18 protein-coding genes and 1 pseudogene are annotated in these 19,120 nt (G+C 72.0%); 9 read left to right on the plus strand and 10 right to left on the minus strand.

Translation table 11 applies throughout. The features are described 5' to 3' along the window. Window positions 1-13 precede the first annotated feature (13 nt). Both ACWCXB_RS14200 and ACWCXB_RS14205 read right to left on the minus strand, forming a co-directional pair. A complete protein-coding gene (locus ACWCXB_RS14200) occupies window positions 14-1,513 on the minus strand; it encodes a protein phosphatase 2C domain-containing protein (RefSeq protein ID WP_450722508.1) in 1,500 nt (499 codons plus the stop codon). Between the two features lie 133 nt (window positions 1,514-1,646). Next, window positions 1,647-5,393: a S8 family peptidase gene (locus ACWCXB_RS14205; RefSeq protein ID WP_450722510.1), complete on the minus strand. Its 3,747-nt coding sequence runs from the start codon at window positions 5,391-5,393 to the stop codon at window positions 1,647-1,649. A 197-nt stretch (window positions 5,394-5,590) separates the two neighbouring features. On the opposite strand from ACWCXB_RS14205, the gene ACWCXB_RS14210 reads away from it, so the two are divergent. The 4 genes and pseudogenes from ACWCXB_RS14210 (at window position 5,591) to ACWCXB_RS14225 (ending at window position 8,437) form a co-directional block, all read left to right on the plus strand. Next, the gene (locus ACWCXB_RS14210) at window positions 5,591-6,604 is read left to right on the plus strand and encodes a helix-turn-helix domain-containing protein (RefSeq protein WP_450722512.1); all 1,014 of its coding nucleotides are present in this window, start codon (window positions 5,591-5,593) and stop codon (window positions 6,602-6,604) included. A 176-nt stretch (window positions 6,605-6,780) separates the two neighbouring features. Beyond that, entirely contained in the window at window positions 6,781-7,263 is a 483-nt protein-coding gene (locus tag ACWCXB_RS14215; RefSeq protein WP_450722514.1) for a DUF456 domain-containing protein, read from the plus strand. A gap of 25 nt (window positions 7,264-7,288) precedes the next feature. After that, window positions 7,289-7,979: pseudogene (locus ACWCXB_RS14220) on the plus strand (glycosyl hydrolase family 95 catalytic domain-containing protein); the annotation flags it as partial. A gap of 80 nt (window positions 7,980-8,059) precedes the next feature. Continuing rightward, window positions 8,060-8,437 (plus strand): PPOX class F420-dependent oxidoreductase, encoded by a 378-nt coding sequence (locus ACWCXB_RS14225; RefSeq protein ID WP_450722516.1) that lies wholly within the window; start codon window positions 8,060-8,062, stop codon window positions 8,435-8,437. 4 nt (window positions 8,438-8,441) lie between these two features. Here the strand turns inward: ACWCXB_RS14225 and ACWCXB_RS14230 are convergent, their stop codons facing one another. The 3 genes from ACWCXB_RS14230 to ACWCXB_RS14240 all read right to left on the minus strand — a co-directional run bounded on the left by ACWCXB_RS14230 (window position 8,442) and on the right by ACWCXB_RS14240 (window position 11,385). Then, window positions 8,442-9,776 carry a DNA-3-methyladenine glycosylase 2 family protein gene (locus ACWCXB_RS14230; RefSeq protein ID WP_450722752.1) on the minus strand — a complete coding sequence of 445 codons (1,335 nt, stop codon included), beginning with the start codon at window positions 9,774-9,776 and terminating at the stop codon, window positions 8,442-8,444. Window positions 9,777-10,067: 291 nt separating this feature from the next. Beyond that, window positions 10,068-11,189, minus strand: coding sequence for a ribosome small subunit-dependent GTPase A (gene rsgA, locus ACWCXB_RS14235; protein ID WP_450722518.1), 1,122 nt, complete (start codon window positions 11,187-11,189; stop codon window positions 10,068-10,070). Window positions 11,190-11,259: 70 nt separating this feature from the next. Continuing rightward, window positions 11,260-11,385: a hypothetical protein gene (locus ACWCXB_RS14240; RefSeq protein ID WP_450722520.1), complete on the minus strand. Its 126-nt coding sequence runs from the start codon at window positions 11,383-11,385 to the stop codon at window positions 11,260-11,262. Between the two features lie 218 nt (window positions 11,386-11,603). On the opposite strand from ACWCXB_RS14240, the gene ACWCXB_RS14245 reads away from it, so the two are divergent. From ACWCXB_RS14245 to ACWCXB_RS14260, 4 genes are all read left to right on the plus strand, one after another. Then, window positions 11,604-12,461 (plus strand): VOC family protein, encoded by an 858-nt coding sequence (locus ACWCXB_RS14245; RefSeq protein ID WP_450722754.1) that lies wholly within the window; start codon window positions 11,604-11,606, stop codon window positions 12,459-12,461. A 191-nt stretch (window positions 12,462-12,652) separates the two neighbouring features. Further along, window positions 12,653-13,633: an aldo/keto reductase gene (locus tag ACWCXB_RS14250; RefSeq protein ID WP_450722756.1), complete on the plus strand. Its 981-nt coding sequence runs from the start codon at window positions 12,653-12,655 to the stop codon at window positions 13,631-13,633. Next, window positions 13,630-13,941 carry an L-rhamnose mutarotase gene (locus tag ACWCXB_RS14255; RefSeq protein ID WP_450722522.1) on the plus strand — a complete coding sequence of 104 codons (312 nt, stop codon included), beginning with the start codon at window positions 13,630-13,632 and terminating at the stop codon, window positions 13,939-13,941. The genes ACWCXB_RS14250 and ACWCXB_RS14255 overlap by 4 nt, the downstream gene beginning before the upstream one ends. Window positions 13,942-13,946: 5 nt before the next feature. Continuing rightward, a complete protein-coding gene (locus ACWCXB_RS14260; RefSeq protein ID WP_450722524.1) occupies window positions 13,947-14,807 on the plus strand; it encodes an amidohydrolase family protein in 861 nt (286 codons plus the stop codon). Window positions 14,808-14,873: 66 nt separating this feature from the next. Here the strand turns inward: ACWCXB_RS14260 and ACWCXB_RS14265 are convergent, their stop codons facing one another. The 5 genes from ACWCXB_RS14265 to ACWCXB_RS14285 form a co-directional block, all read right to left on the minus strand. Then, entirely contained in the window at window positions 14,874-15,224 is a 351-nt protein-coding gene (locus ACWCXB_RS14265; protein ID WP_450722526.1) for a hypothetical protein, read from the minus strand. Next, window positions 15,221-15,349 (minus strand): hypothetical protein, encoded by a 129-nt coding sequence (locus ACWCXB_RS14270; protein ID WP_450722528.1) that lies wholly within the window; start codon window positions 15,347-15,349, stop codon window positions 15,221-15,223. The genes ACWCXB_RS14265 and ACWCXB_RS14270 overlap by 4 nt, the downstream gene beginning before the upstream one ends. A gap of 126 nt (window positions 15,350-15,475) precedes the next feature. Then, entirely contained in the window at window positions 15,476-15,946 is a 471-nt protein-coding gene (locus ACWCXB_RS14275) for a hypothetical protein (protein ID WP_450722530.1), read from the minus strand. A 46-nt stretch (window positions 15,947-15,992) separates the two neighbouring features. After that, window positions 15,993-17,036, minus strand: coding sequence for an amidase domain-containing protein (locus ACWCXB_RS14280; protein WP_450722532.1), 1,044 nt, complete (start codon window positions 17,034-17,036; stop codon window positions 15,993-15,995). Window positions 17,037-17,615: 579 nt separating this feature from the next. Next, a complete protein-coding gene (locus tag ACWCXB_RS14285) occupies window positions 17,616-17,987 on the minus strand; it encodes a DUF488 domain-containing protein (protein ID WP_450722534.1) in 372 nt (123 codons plus the stop codon). 119 nt (window positions 17,988-18,106) lie between these two features. On the opposite strand from ACWCXB_RS14285, the gene ACWCXB_RS14290 reads away from it, so the two are divergent. Beyond that, window positions 18,107-19,117 carry an SPFH domain-containing protein gene (locus ACWCXB_RS14290; protein WP_450722536.1) on the plus strand — a complete coding sequence of 337 codons (1,011 nt, stop codon included), beginning with the start codon at window positions 18,107-18,109 and terminating at the stop codon, window positions 19,115-19,117. Window positions 19,118-19,120: the final 3 nt, after the last annotated feature.

Consider the following 19,120-nt stretch of genomic DNA (forward strand, 5'->3'; position numbering starts at 1 on the left):
CACGCCTCTCGCGTTACGCCTCCCAGACGGCGCAGGCCGTGCGGTCGTCCGCGTATCCCTTCACCCTGAGCTGGGTGTCCGCGAGGTAGGCGGCGAGGCCGGGGGGCTCGTCGTCCGCCCAGCGGCGGGCGAGCTCCTCGGCGAGGGAGGGCTCGCCGCGGAGCGGGTCGGCGAGGCCGGCGCTGCACAGGAGGAGGGTGTCGCCGGGCCGGGCCACGGAGGCGCGGAAGCGGAAGGGCTCGGCGGGCGGCGGGACGGGGGCGTCGATGTGCGGCGACGGCGGTGTGGTGATGCCGAGGTCCATGGTGAGCCGGTCGTCCTCGGGAGTTTCCGGGGGCCGGGAGCCGTAGCCGACGACGGGCTCGCCGGTGATGGCGGCGGGTTCGGGGACGAAGGGCTCGATGTCCTGCCAGGCGCCGTCGCGGAGCCGGAAGAGTCCGCCGCCGCCGACGCCGAAGAACACGCGGGTGCGGCAGGCGGGGTCGGCGGAGAGCAGCAGGCAGCGGAGGCTCACGGTGTACTCCTCCGGCGGGACGCCCAGTTCGGCGGCCCGGGCGCGGAGCTTGCCGAGGGAGCGGTCGGTGAGGCGCTGCAGCCCGGACTTGAGATCGCCGCGCCGCCCGGCCCTGATGTCCTCGGCGAGCCGGACGTGGCTGCGGCCCACGGCTCCCCCGATCCAGTGGGTCGCGTCGGCGGCGGCACGATGCGCCCCTTCGTCGGCCCGGGTCCCGGTGGCCACGGCCACCAGCACGAGCGCGCCCTCGCCCGTGCCGAAGCGCGCGGTGAGCAGGGCGTCGCGCCGGGGCTCGCCCCTGTACCGCGCGGAGTCCCCGCGCACGGACGCGGCCCGCAGCGTGTACGCCCCGTACCGGGCCCCGTCCAGCACGGTGTCCGCGACCAGTTCGCCGAGCTCCTGGGGGTGCGCGATGGGCAGCGCGGTGGGCTCGGCGTCATACGTGGGCGGGCGGTCGCCGACGTACTCGGTGCGGGGGCGTGGGGGCGCGGCCGGCCGACGGGCGGGCGTTGGGCCGACGGCGGGCGGCACCGAGGGCTGCGGCGGTGCGGCGGGCGGCGGTGGGGCGGGCGGCTGCAGTGGTGGGGGCGAGGATTGCGGCGGTGCGGCCGACGGTCCTGCGGTGCCCGCGTCCGCGTCCGCGTCCGGCGGCCGGGACACGGCGGGCTTCCCGGCCGCACGGACAGCGCCGGGCGGTGCGGCCTGGTGCGGGATCGTCGCGGCGGGTGGGGCAGGTGGGGCGGGTGGCTCCCAGGGCGCGCGGTGCGACGGCGCCCCGGAGGACGAAGGCTCCCACCAGGCGCGTGGGCCGTCCTCGGGCGGAAGTGGTGGCGGCGCCGGCTCCTGGTCCACGCCCACCGTGTCGACCGCCGAGTGGAAACGGTCGTCCAGCGTGTCACCCGCCGACGCGGCGGGTCCGGTGTCCGGGGCGGACTCGTCGTACAGCCGGTGCCACCAGTCGTCGTCGGCGGCGGCGGGCTTCTCCCCCTGCTGACTCATGCCCTTATTGTCCACCGCAGCGCGCGGTGGAGAACGGGTCAACGGGAGAATTTGTCCGCGAACGGGTGCACGAAGGAGTCCGCCGGGCGGCCCAACCCCCCACGGGAAGGACGCCCGGCGGACGTATCGGTGGTCAGCGCACGTCGTACGCGCGCTCCACTGTCTGGGTGACGGAGTTGTCGTTCGCGTCGGTCAACTCGACCTTGAGGGTGACCGGTTGGCCGCTCATGCCCGCGTGGTCCACGGTCGCGGTCCAGGCCCCGGCGCTCTGCTGCTCGGACTTGGCCTCGGTCCAGGTGGCGCCGCCGTCGTACGAGTACGACACCTTGGCCGAGACGAGCGCACCGGGGGTGTACCCCGCGTGCCCCGACACCCCGAGCGTGAGCTTCTGGCCGTCGGCCGCCGGGAGGGTCTTGAGCCCGTCCTCGGGGAGGCCGATCACCGGGAAGAGGAGCGGGATGCCTTGAGAGTACGCGCTTTCGTCACGTGCGGAGCGGAACGTCCACACCGTGGACAGCTGCGTCGAGCGCTTCCACACCTTCGCCGGGCTGCCGATCTTGGTGGTCCACAGGGTGAGTTCGTACGCGGCCTCGTCGGCCGGAACCTCGAAGACCCCGAACGGATAGGGCGAGTTGCCGATCTCCTCGCCGTTCCGCTTGAGCATCATGCTGCCGATGTCACCGAAGGATCCGGCCACGGCGTCGTGCTCGCTGTCGCCCCAGAAGGCGGTCGCGACCCCGATCAGATCGCCCTGGCGCTCGGCCGCGAGCACCGGCCGGCCCGCGGCGTCGCGCGGGGCGGTCGGGGCGACGACGCCGCCGTACCAGGAGTCGGTGCGCCGCTCCCCCGCCCGGTAGCTGACGGGGCTGCCGAGCATGAACTCGCCCCAGGGGAAGCTGCTGGACACGGTCTTGGCGTAGACCGTGGTGCCTGCCGAGTGGTACTCGGTGCGCTTGCCCGGCGCGGCGACCGGGTCGACGAGCGCGCCGAGGTAGACCTGCTGGCCGGTGTCGGGGCGTACCGCGGACACGCCGTCGAGGTAGTCGGCGGTGACACCCATCGCCCGGTAGGTGGCCTCGGTCGCGCCGAGCTTGCTGTCGTGGACCCGGTAGGTGCGGTCCGAGGTGATCCGGCCGTCCTCGGGGAAGGCGAGGTTGTAGACGTACGGGCTCTTCGCCGTGGCCTTCCAGCGCAGCGTGACGGATCCGGCCGCGAGCCGCTCGAGCAGTCCGGCGGCCTCGTCGGCGGGCACGGAGAGCGCGGGCAGCTGGGCGCCGAGGAAGCCGGCGGTCGGGTACCAGGCGCCGGGCGCGGCCCGGTGGGCGATGAGCGCGACGGCGCCCGCCGCCTTGGCGGCCTGGGCCTGCGCGTAGACGGAGGTGCTGTCGTCGGAGATACGGACGAGGGCGATACGGCCCTTGGCCCCGGCGGCGGCGAGCTCCTCCGCCGTACCGTTGCCGGCGTCGACGAGCTCGGCGGAGCCGGTGCCGTCGAGGTTGGCCGAGCCCACCCCGGAGGTCAGCGGGTGCAGCACGGGGCCGCCGTTCACGGCGAGTTCGGTGATCTGGGGGGCGTAGCGGCGCCAGTAGCTGCCGAACTCGAAGTCGCCCTCGTGGGCGCTGCCTTCGACGGAGGCGTAGTACTGCTGGATCTGGCGGCCGCCGGTGATCGTGCCCGCGTGCAGCCAGGCGTCCCAGGAGCGGGCGAAGGCGAGCGTACCGGCGCGGTTCTCGCCGGGCCTGTCGGTCTCGACCCGGAGGCGGTGGGCCTTGCGGGCGTCCAGGACCACCGTGGTGTCCTTCGTCAGCTCAAGCTGCGGACGGCCCAGATAGGCGAGGGAGTTGTCCTGGCCGGTGACGAAGGAGGAGAGGAAGTACGAGCCGGGGCGCAGCCGGTAGACCTGGTCGGCGGCGCCTTCGTTGAAGCGGCGCTCGCCGGTGGCGGTGTCGGTGCCGAGGACATCGACCGAGGACACGCCGGTGGCAGGCTGTCCGGCGCGGTCGACGAGCTTGACGCGGAGGGTGACGGTCTCCGGCTCGACGTACAGCGAGAACGGCGTGGAGACGGTGACACCGCGGGCGGTGGCGAGGACGCGGCCGGTGACGTCGCCGTACTGACTGCGCGCCAGGTCCGCGGACGGGTCGAGCGTCAGCGGAACCTCGACGGTGGCGCCGGCCGGGACGGTCACGGAACGCTGTCCGAGGCGGGCGACCGCGGAGCGGACGCGCGAGCCGTCGTTGCCGGTGACCTTGTCGACGGCCAGATCCAGCTTCACCTCCTCGTCGCCGTGGTTGGTGTAGGGCAGCCGGACCGTCGTGCGGTCGCTGCTGTCCTGCGGCCAGTTGAAGCTGCCGCCCTGGACGGCGGGCGCGCCGGTGACCGTGGTGTCGACGGCGGCCTCGACGTCGAGGCGGCCGCCGCCGGTCTCGCGCGCGTCGCCCGGGATCCCGGAGTCCGCCGACGAGACGAGCGCGGCCTTGATCTGCTGGGCCGTCCAGTCCGGGTGGCGCTGCTTGAGGATCGCGGCGGCGCCCGCGACATGCGGGGTGGCCATCGACGTACCGGACATGGACTGGTACGCGTACACGCCGCGGCCGCCCGCGGCGGCGGCCGAGATGGCGACGCCGGGTGCGGCGATCTCGGGCTTGAGGGTGTGCGAGACGATCGCCGGGCCACGGCTGGAGAAGTACGCGGTGGAGTCGTCGCGGTCCACGGCGCCGACGGTGAGGACGCTCGGCGCGCAGCCGGGCGAGGAGACGGTGTTGAGGGCGGGACCCGAGTTGCCGGCGGCGACCACGAACAAGGTGCCCTTGCTCTGGGCGAGTTCCTCGGCGGCGACGCTCATCGGGTCGGTGCAGTCGGTCGGTACGCGGCTGCCGAGACTCATCGAGACGACGTCGGCCTGCTGGTCGACGGCCCACTGCATACCGGCGATGATCCAGGACTCGGCGCCGGAGCCGTAGTCGTTCAGCACCTTGCCGTTGAGCAGCTCGGCGCCGGGGGCGACGCCCTTCTTCTTGCCCCCGCTCGCGGCGCCGGAGCCGCCGACCGTGGAGATGGTGTGGGTGCCGTGGCCCTGGCGGTCGTCGGCGTCCGGGGAGTCGGTGAAGTTCTCGGAAGCGACGATCCGGCCCTTCAGGTCCGGGTGTTCGGCGTCGGCGCCGGTGTCGAGGACGGCGACCTTGGTGCCCTTGCCGTCATATCCGGCCGCCCATGCCTCGGGGGCGTGCACCTGCTTCGTCGAACGGTCGAGCGTGGCCTGGACCTTGCGGTCGAGCCAGAGCTTCTTCAGGCCGGCGGCGGCGCGCGAGCGGGGGCTCGTGGCATCGGCCCAGAATCCGGCGGCCTGCTTCTTGTCGGCCTTGAGGGCGACGCCGTCCACGGCCGGGAGGACGAGCGAGCGCTCGGCACCGCGCGGCGTCGCGGGGGCGGAACGCGTGACATCGTTGCCGTACACGGCGATGAGCGGCAGGGTCTTGCTGTGCGCGTCGTCGTAGCCCTGGCGGATCAGCCCGGTGACGTTGAACAGCTCCTGGTCGACCCGGCCGGCGGCGAGCGCGCCGGTCGCGCCTTCGGGGTAGACGTACAGGTCCGGGCCCGACTGGCGGGTCTGGATCAGCGGTACGGTCCCGTCCTCGCGGGGCAGGGCCGCGGCGGCGGGGCTCGCCGTGCCGGCGCCGCGGACGAGCACCTGGTCGCCGGTGACGAGGGTGACCGTGACGGCCCCTCCCCGGGCCGCCTGGGCGGCCTGACTTCCTGTCAGTGGTCTGCTGCCGGCCGGGTCGTCCTGCGGCCTGGCGGCCACGGACGGCGCGACCGCGGTGACGGCCAGGGCGGCGGCGGTCGCCGCGCCCAGGGCCGTACGCGATATCGGGCGCATCGCTCTCCCCACTAATTTTCCGGACACAACCAGCCAAAGGACCCATGTCCGGGAGCTGTTGGTGCTGCGGTGGCGCCACATTGGCAGAGCGGCAGGTGATGCAGGGATGATGCAGGCGGCGGGTTTACGCCGTGGCCGATTTCCGCCACGATCATGTACGTCGCATGCGGAATGACGAGGCCCGGGGAGGGTCAGGGGTGCTGGGAGCGATAGGTCTCGACGCGAGACAGGAGTCGGCCTACCGGGCGCTGGTGGCGCTCGGCGCCGCGGAGGTCACCGATCTGGCGCATCGCCTCGCGCTTCCCGAGACGGACACCGAGCGCGCGCTGCGCCTGCTGGAACGCCACGGTCTGGCCGCGCAGTCGTCGGCCGGTGCGGGCCGGTGGGTGGCGGCGCCGCCCGCGGTCGCGCTGGGTGCGCTGCTCACCCAGCAGCGGCACGAGCTGGAGCAGGCCGAGCTGGCGGCGGCGCTGCTCGCACAGGAGTACCGGGCGGAGGCCGCGGAGCCCGCCGTGCACGACCTGGTCGAGGTGGTGACGGGTGCGAGCGCGGTGGCGCACCGTTTCCTGCAGCTTCAGCTTGGTGCGACCGACGAGGTGTGCGCGCTCGTGACGGGCAAGCCCGTGGTGATGTCGGGGACGGAGAACGAGGCGGAGGAGCAGGCTGCGCAGCGCGGGGTGGCGTACCGCATCGTCATCGAGCGCGAGGTGCTGGCGTTGCCCTCCGGGCTCACCGAGGTGTCGGCGTCGCTCGGCCGTGACGAGCAGGTCCGGGTCGTGGACCGGGTGCCGACCAAACTCGTCGTCGCGGACCGGGCGCTGGCGATGGTGCCGCTGACGGGGCGGGGTTCGGAGCCCTCGGCGCTGGTGGTGCATGCGAGCGGGCTGCTGGAGTCGTTGATGGGCCTGTTCGAGGCGGTGTGGCGCGACGCGCTGCCGCTGCGGCTGGGTGCGGGCGCCCAGGTGACGGAGGACGAGGCGGCGGGCCCCGACGCCACCGATCTGGAGATCCTGTCGCTGCTGCTGGCGGGGATGACGGACGCGAGCGTCGCCAAGCAGCTGGAGCTGGGGCTGCGGACCGTACAGCGGCGGGTGAAGGGGCTGATGGAGCTGACCGGGGTGACGACGCGGCTGCAGCTGGGGTGGCATGCGTACGAGAAGGGCTGGGTGGCGCGGACCTCTGCCCGCGACCAGGTGCCCGGCGACGCGTAGCGCCGGCCGACGCGAACGGCGGCACGGCGTCGGACGCAAACGGCGGCACAGCGGCACGACGGCACGACGGCACGGCGGCACGGCGGCACGGCGGCGGACGGCAACGAGCGCGACGGCAGTTGACGGACAGGGCGGCGCGACCTGCGGAGCCGATCCCGGTCCTGCACCCTTGGCAGATGGGTGCATGGCAGCTCGTCCTGGTCGGCATGGTGATGCTGCTCGGCCTGGTCGGGGTGCTGGTTCCGGGCGTTCCGGGCACCTGGCTCGTCTGGGCCGCCGTGCTGTGGTGGGCGCTGCAGGCACAGACCACCCTGGCGTGGTGGGTACTGGTCTGGGCGACCGCGCTGCTGCTCGTCAACCAGGCCGTCGTGTGGCAGCTGGGGCCACGCCGGATGCGCGGCGTGGGCATCACCCCCCGGATGGCGCTGTTCGCGGGCCTGGGGGCGCTGGTCGGCTTCGTGCTGCTGCCGGTCGTCGGCGCGGCGGTGGGCTTCGTCGGCGGGGTGTACGGCAGCGAGCGGCTGCGGTTGGGCGGGCACGGCGAGGCCGTGACGTCGACGCGGACGGTCATGCGGGCGGCGGGGACGAGCGTGCTGGTGGAGCTGCTCGGATGTCTGCTGGTCGTCGGCGCCTGGGTGGGGGCGGTGAACTGGGGCTGACGGGCGGGAGCCGTCCTACGCCGTGGGCTGCCGCACGCTTCTCGAGTCGGCGCGCGAGCTGGGCATCGACGACCCCCTGGCCGTGCGCTGGCAGGAGGTGCTCGGCAGGCTCGCACCGTATCCGGTGGACGCCAACGGCTACATGATCGGCGCCGGGGTCCCCTTCGCGAAGTCCCACCGTCACTACTCCCATCTCCTGGCGGTCCACCCGCTGTACGAGATCACCGGCCGTATGCCGCAGGAGCGGGCCCTGATCGAGACCTCGCTCGACCACTGCGGAGTCGGGGCCGGTCATCGAGACCCCGCTCTCCGCGGCCCAGTCGCTCCACGACATGCTCTGCCAGTCCTGGGGCGGCATGATCTGCGTCTTCCCGGCCGTCCCCGCCGCGTGGCGGGACGTGACGGTCCATGACTTCCGCACGCAGGGCGCGTTCCTGCTGAGCGCGGTGCGGGAGGAGGGCGCCCCCCGATGGGTGCGGCTGGCGAGCGAGGCGGGCGCGCCCTGCGTGGTACGCCACGGGATCGAGGGTCCGGTGGACGTACGCGACGGGCGGGGGCGGCCGCTCCGGTACGAGGACCTGGGCGACGGAACCGTACGCATCCCGCTGGACCGCGGCGACTCGGCGCTGATCACCGCACGCGGCGACCGCCCCGACCTCGCGGTGCGACCGGTCGCGCCGAACGAGCCGGCGCTGCCGTGGGGGCTTCCGGGCTGATCCGGAGGACAGGTCCTAGGTCCCCGGGACCAGGGCAAGGTGCCGATGCGCAGCCGATCGGGGCGGGTGATGCTGTGCCCATGACCGAATTCAGCGAGGCCGAGCGCGCGTATCTCAGGACCCAGCAGCTGGGGCGGATGGCGACCGTGGACCCTGAGGGCCGGCCCCAGGCCAACCCGGTCGGCTTCTTCCCCCAGGACGACGGCACGATCCTCATCGGCGGACTGGCGATGGGGAAGACGAAGAAGTGGCGCAATCTGCAGGCGAACCCGAAGGTCGCGCTCGTGGTCGACGACATCGTGAGCACGCGGCCGTGGCGGGTGCGCGGGGTCGAGATCCGCGGAGAGGCGGAACTGCAGACGGGTCCGCACGAGTTGGGGCCGCACTTCAGCGAGGAGGTGATCCGGATCCACCCGAAGAAGATCCACAGCTGGGGTCTGGAAGAGCCCTCTCCCTGAGGGCCTACCTGTCCGCGGTCTCCAGACAACGGGCGGCGTACGAACGCCATGGCCGCCAGGACCCGTCGTCGGGACCGTCGTCGGTGGCGACGTCCGGGTCGCCGAGCGCGCGCATCCGGATCAGCGCGGCCGTGCGGGGCGTGACGCCGGGCAGGGCGAGCAGGGCGCGCTCGGCGTCGTCGCGGTCGGCGCCCGGATCGAGGCGCACGTGGCCGTCGGCGAGGGCGGTCGCGAGCGGGCCCGCGACCGGGTGGCCGGTGAGCGCGGCCGGTTCGGGGAAGAGGTGGGTGAGCCCGCCGCAGGGCCGGTCCAGCACCTTTCCGTACGTCTCGACGAGCCGCGCGGCCTCCTCGCGGCCGACGACGGTCCGTACCGCGAACTCCTCGGGTTCGGCGGTGCCGGGTGAGCGGAGCCCGGGGCGCGCGGCGACGAGCGGGGCGAGCCGGGGGTCGGCGGAGAGCCGTTCCGCGACGGCGTAGGGGTCGGCGTCGAGGTCGAAGAGCCGGCGCAGCCGCTGGACGGCGGTGGTCAGGTCGCGCAGGTCGGTCAGCTGGATCCGGGCCTCCAGCCAGGGCCCCGCCGAGCGTTCGTCGACGGCGACGATGCCGGAGCCGTACGGCAGCCGCAGCGTGCGGCGGTAGGTGCGGGCGCCGGGCTCGCCGGTGACCTCCTCGATCCGCTCGACGGCCTCTCGGGCGAGCAGGTCGAAGACCTCGTGGGCGGCGTACGCGCCGCGGTGGGCGAGGCGCAGTGGAATCCCGGCGGCGTCGGCTGCCTGCCGGGAGCGCATCTCGGCGCGGAGTTCGGTCGGCGTGCGGGCGTAGATCCGCCGGATCGTGTCGTTGAACTGCCGTACGCTCGCGAACCCGGACGCGAACGCGATCTCCGTGACCGGCAGCCCTGTCGTCTGGAGCAGCACGCGTGCGGTGTGCGACCGCTGGGCGCGGGCGAGCGCGACGGGCCCGGCGCCGAGCTCGGCGTTGAGCTGCCGCTGCACCTGCCGCGCGCTGTACCCGAGCCGCCCGGCGAGCCCGGGCACACCTTCCCGGTCGACGACCCCGTCCCCGATCAGGCGCATCGCGCGGCCCACGACATCGGCCCGTACGTTCCACTCGGCCGACCCCGGCACGGCGTCCGGGCGGCAGCGTCGGCAGGCCCGGAAGCCATGGCCCTGGGCGGCTGCGGCGGTGGGGAAGAACCGCACGTTCTTGCGCTTGGGGGTGACTGCCGGGCAGCTCGGGCGGCAGTAGATGCCGGTGGTCTCGACGGCGAAGAAGAACTCGCCGTCGAACCGCGCGTCACGGCTGCTCACGGCCTGGTACTGGGTGTCTTCGTCCATCACGGGTCCAGTGTCCGCGGTGCGCGGTGCGCTCTCCAGCGGTTTTCGGACACCACGCTACCGGGCGCCGGGGTGGGGTCCTCTATCGCCGGACGGTTCAACATCCCCGTCCGGCGACGATGCCGGTACCGGGCGCACATGTCCAGCCCGTCCGGCGTTTGAGGACGGACACCCGGGGCCCACCGGACGGTACCGGGCACACCCAGCCCGTCCGGCGCTTGAGGACGGCCCCCGGGCCCACCGGACGGCACCGGGGGCCCGGGGGCCCGCCCCCGGGCCCCCGTATCGGCCTCAGCGCACGCGGCCGCCCCGCTTCGCCTCCATCGCCGCGCGCCCCTCCGCGTTCCTCAGTTTCCAGTCGCGGCGCAGCTCCGCCCGCAGGCGGGCGTCGGTCTTGGCGACGATGCGCTGGTTCTCGCGGAGGAGCTTGCGATAGCTGTCCAGGCGGCGCTCCGGCAGAGCGCCGTCCTCGATCGCGGCGCGGACGGCGCAGCCCGGCTCCGACTCGTGGGCGCAGTCGTGGAAGCGGCAGTTCTCCGCCAGCTCCTCGATCTCCGAGAAGACCTGGCCGACGCCGGCGGCGGCGTCCCAGAGGCCGACCCCGCGCAGCCCGGGTGTGTCGATGAGGACCCCGCCGCCGGGGAGGACGAGCAGGTTGCGGGTGGTGGTGGTGTGGCGGCCCTTGCCGTCGACGTCACGGGCGGCCTGCACCTCCATCACGTCCTCGCCGAGCAGCGCGTTCGCCAGGGTCGACTTTCCGGCGCCGGACACCCCGAGCAGCACGCTCGTGCCGCCGGAGACGACCGCCGCGAGCACATCCATGCCCTCACCGGTCAGCGAGCTCACCGGCAGCACCGGCACTCCGGGCGCCACGGTCTCCACGTCCTGCACGAGGTACGACCTTCCGGTCGCGTCCGGCACCAGGTCGGCCTTGGTCAGCACGACGACGGGCTGCGCCCCGCTCTCCCAGGCCAGCGCCAGGAACCGCTCGATCCGCCCGAGGTCGACTTCGACCGCGAGCGACACCGCGATGATCGCGTGGTCGACGTTGGCGGCGAGGATCTGCCCCTCGGACCGCTGTGACGACGTGGAGCGGACGAATGCCGTACGCCGCGGCAGGTACGTGCGTACGTAGCGCGGACTGCCGTCCGCGTCCACGGCCGCCCAGTCCCCGGTGCAGATCACCCGCATCGGGTCGTGCGGGGTCACGAACGCGGTGTCGGCCCGGACGAGCCCGTCCGGGGTGATGACATCGCACTGGCCGCGGTCGACGCGTACGACCCGTCCGGGCACCAGGCCCTGTTCGGCGTACGGAGCGAACTGCGCGGCGATCCCCTCGTCCCAGCCGTACGGGGACAGCGGGTGCGAGGAGGACGAAGAAGAAGACAGTACGGAAGAGAAAGACGAAGACAAGGGGAAACCCTTCGCAAGGGTGGCCCCGGCGCACACGCCCGGTCCTGGGCGCGGAATTCGAAGAGGAAGGTCAGCCGGAGACCACGGAGATGGGGACGATGATCTTCTGGTTCTGGGCAGCGCCCAGCGCGGCGACAGTCATCAATGTCCTCACCTCCGGTTTCTTCTCGTACGTCCCGTACGTCTCGTACGGCAACGGGGCACACCATAGCTCGGCCCCTTCCGGGGGCGCCAACGAATAACGAACATCGAGGCCGACGACCATTCAGGACGTGACGCCCGCCGGGAATTCGGGCCCGGCCGAGCCCTGCGGTGGCGACCCTCCTGAATCTGTTGAAGGGTGTGGAGGGAGTGGATTCCTGCGCAGGGATGACATGGATGAGGTGAGCGGCCTTGGCAGCCACAGCGCGTGGGGTGCAGGGCACGCCCTGCTGGGTGAGCCTGACGGCACAGGACATCAAGGCCGCCCAGGACTTCTACGGCGCAGTCTTCGGCTGGGAGTTCGAACCCGACATCGAGGGGCAGAGCGCGCACGTCGTCGCGCACGCGGGCGGGGTTCCGGTCGCCGGTCTGGTCGAGTCCACGCAGACCATGGGGGTGAAGCTGCCGGTCACCTGGACGGCCTATTTCGTGGCGGACAGCGCGGACGCCGTAGCGTCACGCATCAGGGAGCGGGGCGGCACGGTCGCCGTGGGCCCGCTCGCGTTCGGCACGGGACGGATGGCCTGGGCCGCCGACCCCGTGGACGCCCTGTTCTGCATCTGGGAGGGACCGGTCGACGTCGGCTGGCACGCCGGGCGCGGTACGAACGCCGCGGCGTGGCTGGAGCTCCATACGCGGGACCCGTTCGCCTCGGCCCTGTTCTACGGCGGCGTTTTCGAATGGGACTCCCAGGCGCCCGAGCGCATCGACGTGCGGTACGAGCACGACCGGGTGCTGCTGCGGCTCGACGGGCACACGGTCGCCGGGATGTACGGCGGCGGCGTGGCGGAATCCACGGACCCGGGCATCCGTCCGCGGTGGCATGTGCACTTCTGCCGGAACGATGTGGACGCCGCGACCGAACGGGCGGCAGCGGCGGGCGGCAGCGTCGTCACGCCCCCGCACGACACCCCGCTCGGGCGGGTGGCGACGCTGCGCGACCCCGAGGGCGGTCTGTTCCACCTCACCTCCGAGGGGCGCGAGTCCGCGGACAGCGAGTCCGCGGAGAGCGAATCGGCGGACAGCGAATCGGCGGACAGCGAGTCGCCGTACTCGCCTGAGCCCGAGTGAGTAATGACGTCGAACGGATCGCGGACCCAACTGGTCACGGACCGCTGCAACGCCGCCGAGTTGGGGTGAATCCGGCCGAGACATCCGATCAATCTCCTTGATTCCGCCCGTAAATCCGGACAGAAGGGTGTTGCTGACGCCCATACATCTGATAGGCATGCGGCGCAGAGGATCAAGGGCGGGACGACATGATGCGCAGCACCACGGTGGGGCGGAGCGGCTGTCCGGTGACCTGGCTGGCCTTCGGGGCGGCCGGGATCGGGAACCTCTACAGCGCCGTTTCGGAACGGACCGCGGCGGCCGCGCTGGACGCCGCCTGGGCGGCGGGCGTGCGGTACTTCGACACCGCGCCGCACTACGGGCTCGGGCTGTCCGAGCGACGGCTCGGGGCGGCGCTGCGGGGCCGGCCCCGGGACTCGTACACGGTGTCCACCAAGGTCGGGCGGGTGCTGGAGCCGCGCGTCGGGGTGGGCGAGGACGCGCACGGCGACGACCTCGACAACGGGTTCGCGGTGCCCGCGGCGTACCGAAGACGCTGGGACTTCAGCGCGCAGGGCGTGCTGCGGAGCGTCGAGGAGAGCCTGGAGCGGCTCGGCCTCGACCGGATCGACATCGTCTATCTCCATGACCCGGACGACCACGGCGAGCAGGCGTTCCGCGAGGCGTATCCCGCGCTGGAGCGGATGCGTACGGAGGGGACCGTGCGGGCGATCGGTGCGGGCATGAACCAGGCGGAGATGCTCAGCCGCTTCGTCCGTGACACGGACGTCGACGTGGTGCTGTGCGCGGGCCGGTTCACGCTGCTCGACCAGCGGGCCGCGGACGAGCTGCTGCCGGAGGCCGCGTCGCGCGGACGGAGTGTCGTGATCGGCGGGGTCTTCAACTCCGGGCTGCTGGCGGATCCGAAGCCGGGTGCGACCTACGACTACCGCGCCGCCGACCCGGACATCCTCGAACGGGCGCTGCGCATCAAGGCCGTGGCCGAGCGGCACGGCGTACCGCTGCGGGCCGCGGCGCTGCGCTTTCCGTTCCGGCATCCGGCCGTGGCAAGTGTGCTGGTGGGGGCGCGGTCGGCGGACGAGGTCGAGGACGCGGCGGAGATGCTGGCCGTTCCCGTACCCGATGCGCTGTGGGCCGAACTGGAGGAGGAGGGACTGGTGAAGCGGTCATGAGGATCGCCCTGCACACAAGGGTCCGCGCCGACCGGATCGAGGAGTACGAGGCCGCACACCGGGAGGTGCCCGAAGAGCTGCGGGTGGCGATCCGCGCCGCCGGGGCGAGCTCCTGGACGATCTGGCGCAGCGGCACCGACCTCTTCCACCTCATCGAGTGCGACGACTACGCGCGGCTGCTCGCCGAACTCGAGGGCCTGCCGGTCAACATCTCCTGGCAGGCACGGATGGCGGAGCTGCTCGACGTGGTGCACGACTACTCGGCCGACGGTGCCGGCGCCGGGCTGCCCATCGTCTGGGAGCTCTGATCACCGTGCGCGTCGTCGATGCCCACCACCACCTCTGGGATCTGTCCGTACGCGACCAGGACTGGATCACCGGTCCCGAACTCGCCTCGATCCGGAGGGACTTCCTCCTGCCCGAGCTGCGTTCCGAGGCGGAGGCGGCCGGGGTGCACGCGACCGTGCTCGTCCAGACCGTCACGGTCGCGGAGGAGACCCCGGAGTTCCTCGCCCTCGCCGACGGCCCCGGCAGCGATCTCGTCGCGGGCGTCGTCGGCTGGACGGACCTCACCGCGCCCGATGTCGCCGACACTCTTGCGGCGCTGCGCGAACTTCGGGGTGGCGGACGGCTCGTGGGCATCCGCCATCAGGTGCAGGCCGAGCCCGACCCGGAGTGGCTGCTGCGCGACGACGTACGGCGCGGACTGTCCGCGGTCGCGGACGCCGGACTCGTCTACGACCTGGTGATCCTGCCGCACCAGCTCGAGGCCGCGACCCGGGCGGCGGCCACGCATCCGGGGCTGACGTTCGTCCTGGACCATCTGGGCAAGCCGCCGATCGCGAGCGGCGAACTGCGGACCTGGGCGGCCTCGGTGCGCGAGCTCGCTGCCCTGCCGAACACGGCCTGCAAGCTGTCCGGCATGGTGACGGAGGCGGACCGGGCCTCATGGACGGTACACGATCTGCGACCGTACGCCCGGACGGTCCTGGACGCCTTCGGGCCCGGCCGGACGATGTACGGCTCGGACTGGCCGGTGTGCCGGCTGGCGTCCTCGTACGGCGAGGTGCTCGACACCGCGCGCACGCTCACGGAGGAGCTGAGCGAGGACGAGCAGGCCCTCGTCCTCGCGGGGACGGCGGACCGCGTCTACGGGCTCACGGCCACGAAGTGACCGACTCGCAGGCCGGCCCGCCCGACCCGGCGACGAGCTCCGCCGGTGATACAGCGTCGTCCCTGGTCATAGCTCAGGTGAGAGGAGCGTCAGGCGCAGGATGGCGACGACGGCGAGCAAAGCCGGGAGGACGAACCACCATCTGCGCAGCCACTCGGCCTTCACGAACAGCCACGAGAGCAGTGCTGTCACGACGGAGAAGGCCAGGGCGATGCCCGCGGCGAAGCTGGAGTTGGTGACGGCCTGCCTGTCCCAGGGGCCGTCTGGCTCCACCATGTAGGCGGTGAGCACGACATAGCCCGTCACCAGGTGTCCGAGAGCAAGAACAACGGCACAAACGGCCGAGCCGAACCAGTTGGACGACCCCGGCTGCCGCCGTTCCTGCACATCGGTCGTCGGGCCTGTGGTTCCGCTCACCCCAGGGCCTCCTTCGCTTGGTCCAGCCTGCGGTCGAAGCCCCGACCGTACGCCTGCGCGTCTCCGCTTTCGTAGTAGGGGCCGCCGTTGTAACGGGCGGCGAGCTCCAGCATCTGATGGCCCACCTCAAACACCCTGAGATGGGCCATCACCTGCATCACGGAGGGCTGGGGTTGTCGCTCGACCCGAGTGACCTCCGTCAGCGAAGTGCTGGAGAGCGAGCGCCCACAGCCCTCCGTGTGTGTGGTGGTTCAGCCAGACGCCGGCTTCGAGGGGCCTACTCCGTCGGACGGCGCACCTGTTTCGGCGGGCGTTTTCCCGCTCGGGTCCTGTGTCGGCGGCGGCAGGATGGTGAGGTGCCAACTCCCGCCATCACGGGTGATGGTGAGGCTCTCGCTGTAGTCGGCGCCCTTGCTGTCCCGGGCGGTGATCTTCGCAGACCCGACGTCCGGGCCGAGATCGTAACTGATCTGGATGTCCTCGACCTTGAGGCCGCGGCCGCCCTTCTCCTTGATGATCTTCTGTGCATCCCGCTCGGCGTCTGCGCCCGTTGCCCCGTCCAGCTTCAGCAGGGCGTCCGCGTCTCGGTCGTTGAGGGCGGTGATGTACGCCTCTACCGTCTCGCGGTCACCGCTCGCCTTCGACCCGGAGTCGCCGCTGTCGCACCCGGTCAGGGCGAGCAGCGCGGCGAGGGTGACGCCGGCGAAGTAGCGCCTCTTCATGTGTCCCTCACAGGTGGTTCAGCCTGGGTGTCAGGCAGGGCGGTCCTCAGGTCCGGTGCGCGTACCAGGCCGCGTTCGGATGGTCAGCGAGCAGCTTGCGGAGGCTCTTGTTGTGAGTGTTCCCCGTGTGGTAGGTGAGGTAAGGGGTACCCCTGTAGAGCTTGGTGACGACCATGGTGTGATCGATGACCTTGTCGCTCCGAGGCTTCCAGTTCGCCTGAAGCACGTCGGCGAGGGCGAGCTTCCACACATTGTCGAGGAACTTGGTCCGCTTGGAGTGCTTGAGCGCGAACCAGTACCAGTTCTCGGCACCCGCCCAGGTGTAGCTCGTGTTCCAGGTGTGGCTTCCGTAGAACCACTTCCTGTTGTCCTTGCGGCTCATGACACTGCCCGACGTCGCCCGCCAACCGCCGGCCCACATCACCTGGGAGATGAAGTTCGTGCAGTCGTTGCCGTACGTGCGCCAGTCATCGCTCGGCGTCTTCCAGTACTTGTCGGCGTAGCGCACCATCGCGCTGTAGTTGTACGAAGCGGCCGCCGCAGAAGCCTGCACGCCGGGGACCGCCTTCGGGGGCACCGAGCCGCTCGGCGGCTCGGTGGTCACGGAGGACGGGCCCTTCTCACCCTCGTCCTCCGAGTCCGGAGCCGGGGCGTCGGCAGGTTCGGCGATCTGAGTGCTCGGCAGGGGTCCGCCCTCGAGCTCGGCCTTGTCGGATGCAAGGAGCCAAGCGCCGGACTTGTCCCGGGTGAACGTCATGGTGTGGGGGACGGAGTACTCCTCGTACTCCGGTGCCCCGTCGGCTACCTCGTCCGCGGTGAACGGCAGGTAAAGGCGAGTGTCCTCGGCGACGCGAGCGGTCGTGGTGTCCCCCTCCGTGGTCGTGGAGAGCACCGTCACATCGACTCCCGCGCGGGTGTAACCGCCGTCGACCTCCTTGTAGACCTTGCCCTTTCGGGCCAGCGCGGCGAGGTCGCTTCTCAGCTCGGCCTTCATCGGCTCGGTGGCCGCCGGCAGGACTTCGGCCGAACGTAACCGCGCCACGCCCGTCGTCACAGCGTCAGCCCGCTGCTGCAGATATCTCTCGGCCAACTGGGACAGACTGCCCGCATCCGGCGCCGCCGTCGGCCGGTCAGCCGTATCCGCTGATGCGGCAGTGCCGGTAAATATCACTGCCGCGGCTAATGCCGTGACAAGGATGCGTCTGTGCGATGCACGCATGCGCATGCCATTCCCCCATGTGAGCTGGATGACTGGTCGCGGTCAAAGATGCCTTGGCGGGCGAAAACGTTGACAGCGCGAAACGATCCTGTCCGAAAGTGATGCTGACGATGACCGAGAAGGGTCTACTGCGTGGCAGGGGATTGGCGGGTCGTTGAGGTTGCAAACAGCGTGTTTCCCGGGAGGTGGAAAGTCGGCACTATGCCGACAAGGGAGCGAATCGACCTGGGCAGAACTGGGATTGGGCTCCGTCGGTGACAACAACGAATCGCTTCCGAATGGCCTTGGACGGTCGCTCGTACGCCCTCGCCATGGACAACTGGGATGTCAGCGAGCACGTCGCCGCCGTTGTCGGCCCGGACGGGTGACCGTCACCCGAGACCGCTGACCGATTGCCCCGGCGATCGGGAGGCCGGGCGGCCGACAGGGTGACTCATCGGCCGCCCCGCCTCACGACCCCTCGGACCGCGCCCGCTCCACCATGTCGACGAGGGTCGGCAGATGACTCCCCTCGATGTTCTTCACCGAGGTGACGAGCGTGATCCGCCCGCCGCGGGCGAGTGCGAGGAGCTGGTCCAGGGCCTCTGCGGCCGGGCCCTGCTGCAGCTCCTGCCGGTAGCGGGCGTCGAACTCCTCGTAGCGCGAGGCGTCCTTGTGGTACCAGTTGCGCAACTCGTTGGAGGGAGCGACCTCCTTGAGCCATGTGTCGACGGCGGCCCGCTCCTTGGAGACGCCCCTGGGCCAGAGCCTGTCGACCAGCACGCGGGTGCCGTCGTCCGGATCCGGGTCGTCGTAGACCCTGCGCACGGTGATGCTGTCCATCCCGACAGCCTGATGCGGACGGGCCCGCGCCGCAAACGCGGGAATCCCCCCATCTCGTCGTCTTGACGATAAGCAGCTTTCCCTAATATCGTCGCCATGACGAAAACAGGGGGTTGTCCATGGCCGACATCACCAGGCGCTTCGGATGGCGCCATCTGCGCTCCGCACCCACCGCCCACGTCCGCCACCACAGGCGCGGCGCGCTCGTCCACGACGGGCCCGGCCTCAGCTTCTGGTTCCGCGCGCTGACCGCCGCGCTCTCCGAAGTGCCGGTCGACGACCGGGAGCTGGCCATGACGTTCCACGCCAGGACCTCCGACTTCCAGGACGTCTCGGTGCAGTCCACCGTCACCTACCGGATCAGCGATCCGGCCGTCGCCGCCGCCCGGCTGGACTTCTCGATCGACCCGGACACCGGCGTCTGGCGCGGCTCCCCGCTGGAGCAGATCTCCACCCTGCTCACCGAGACCGCCCAGCAGCACGCGCTGGACGTCCTGGCGCGTACGACCCTGGCGGCCGCCCTCGTCGACGGCGTCGCGGCCGTCCGCGAGCGGATCTCCGGCGGGCTCGCGGCAGAGCCCCGGCTGGCCGCCACCGGCATCGAGGTCGTGGCCGTACGCGTCGTCGCGCTGCGCCCCGAGCCCGAGGTCGAGCGCGCCCTGCGCACCCCCGCGCGCGAGCAGATCCAGCAGGAGGCCGACCGCGCCACGTACGAGCGCCGGGCCGTCGCCGTCGAGCGCGAGCGGGCCATCGCCGAGAACGAGCTGGCCAGCAGGATCGAACTGGCCCGCAGAGAAGAGCAGTTGGTCGACCAGAACGGCACCAACGCCCGGCGCGAGGCCGAGGAGAGCGCCGCGGCCGACGCCGTACGCGCGGAGGCGGAGGCCGCCCGCAAGGTCCGGCTCGCCAGGGCGGAGGCCACGGCGGCGCGCGAGATCGGCGAGGCACGGGCCGCGGCCCAGGCGGCCTGGCTGCGCGTCCACTCGGAGGCGGATCCGGCCACGCTGCACGCGCTGGCCGTGACCCGGCTCGCCGAGAACCTGCCGCGCGTGGACAGCATCACGCTCTCCCCCGATGTCCTCACCGGGCTGCTCGCCAGGCTGGGCGGCTCGGGGGCGGAGGGATCGTGAGTC

The organism is Streptomyces sp. NPDC001514, assembly GCF_053597075.1.

Coding starts and splice junctions, on each gene's coding strand:
- ACWCXB_RS14275 (WP_450722530.1), bottom strand. CDS start 15,946: ATGAAGAGGCGCTACTTCGCCGGCGTCACCCTCGCCGCGCTGCTCGCC.
- ACWCXB_RS14250 (WP_450722756.1), top strand. CDS start 12,653: ATGCGCAGCACCACGGTGGGGCGGAGCGGCTGTCCGGTGACCTGGCTG.
- ACWCXB_RS14285 (WP_450722534.1), bottom strand. CDS start 17,987: ATGGACAGCATCACCGTGCGCAGGGTCTACGACGACCCGGATCCGGAC.
- ACWCXB_RS14215 (WP_450722514.1), top strand. CDS start 6,781: ATGGGTGCATGGCAGCTCGTCCTGGTCGGCATGGTGATGCTGCTCGGC.
- ACWCXB_RS14230 (WP_450722752.1), bottom strand. CDS start 9,776: ATGGACGAAGACACCCAGTACCAGGCCGTGAGCAGCCGTGACGCGCGG.
- ACWCXB_RS14205 (WP_450722510.1), bottom strand. CDS start 5,393: ATGCGCCCGATATCGCGTACGGCCCTGGGCGCGGCGACCGCCGCCGCC.
- ACWCXB_RS14200 (WP_450722508.1), bottom strand. CDS start 1,513: ATGAGTCAGCAGGGGGAGAAGCCCGCCGCCGCCGACGACGACTGGTGG.
- ACWCXB_RS14225 (WP_450722516.1), top strand. CDS start 8,060: ATGACCGAATTCAGCGAGGCCGAGCGCGCGTATCTCAGGACCCAGCAG.
- ACWCXB_RS14255 (WP_450722522.1), top strand. CDS start 13,630: ATGAGGATCGCCCTGCACACAAGGGTCCGCGCCGACCGGATCGAGGAG.
- ACWCXB_RS14290 (WP_450722536.1), top strand. CDS start 18,107: ATGGCCGACATCACCAGGCGCTTCGGATGGCGCCATCTGCGCTCCGCA.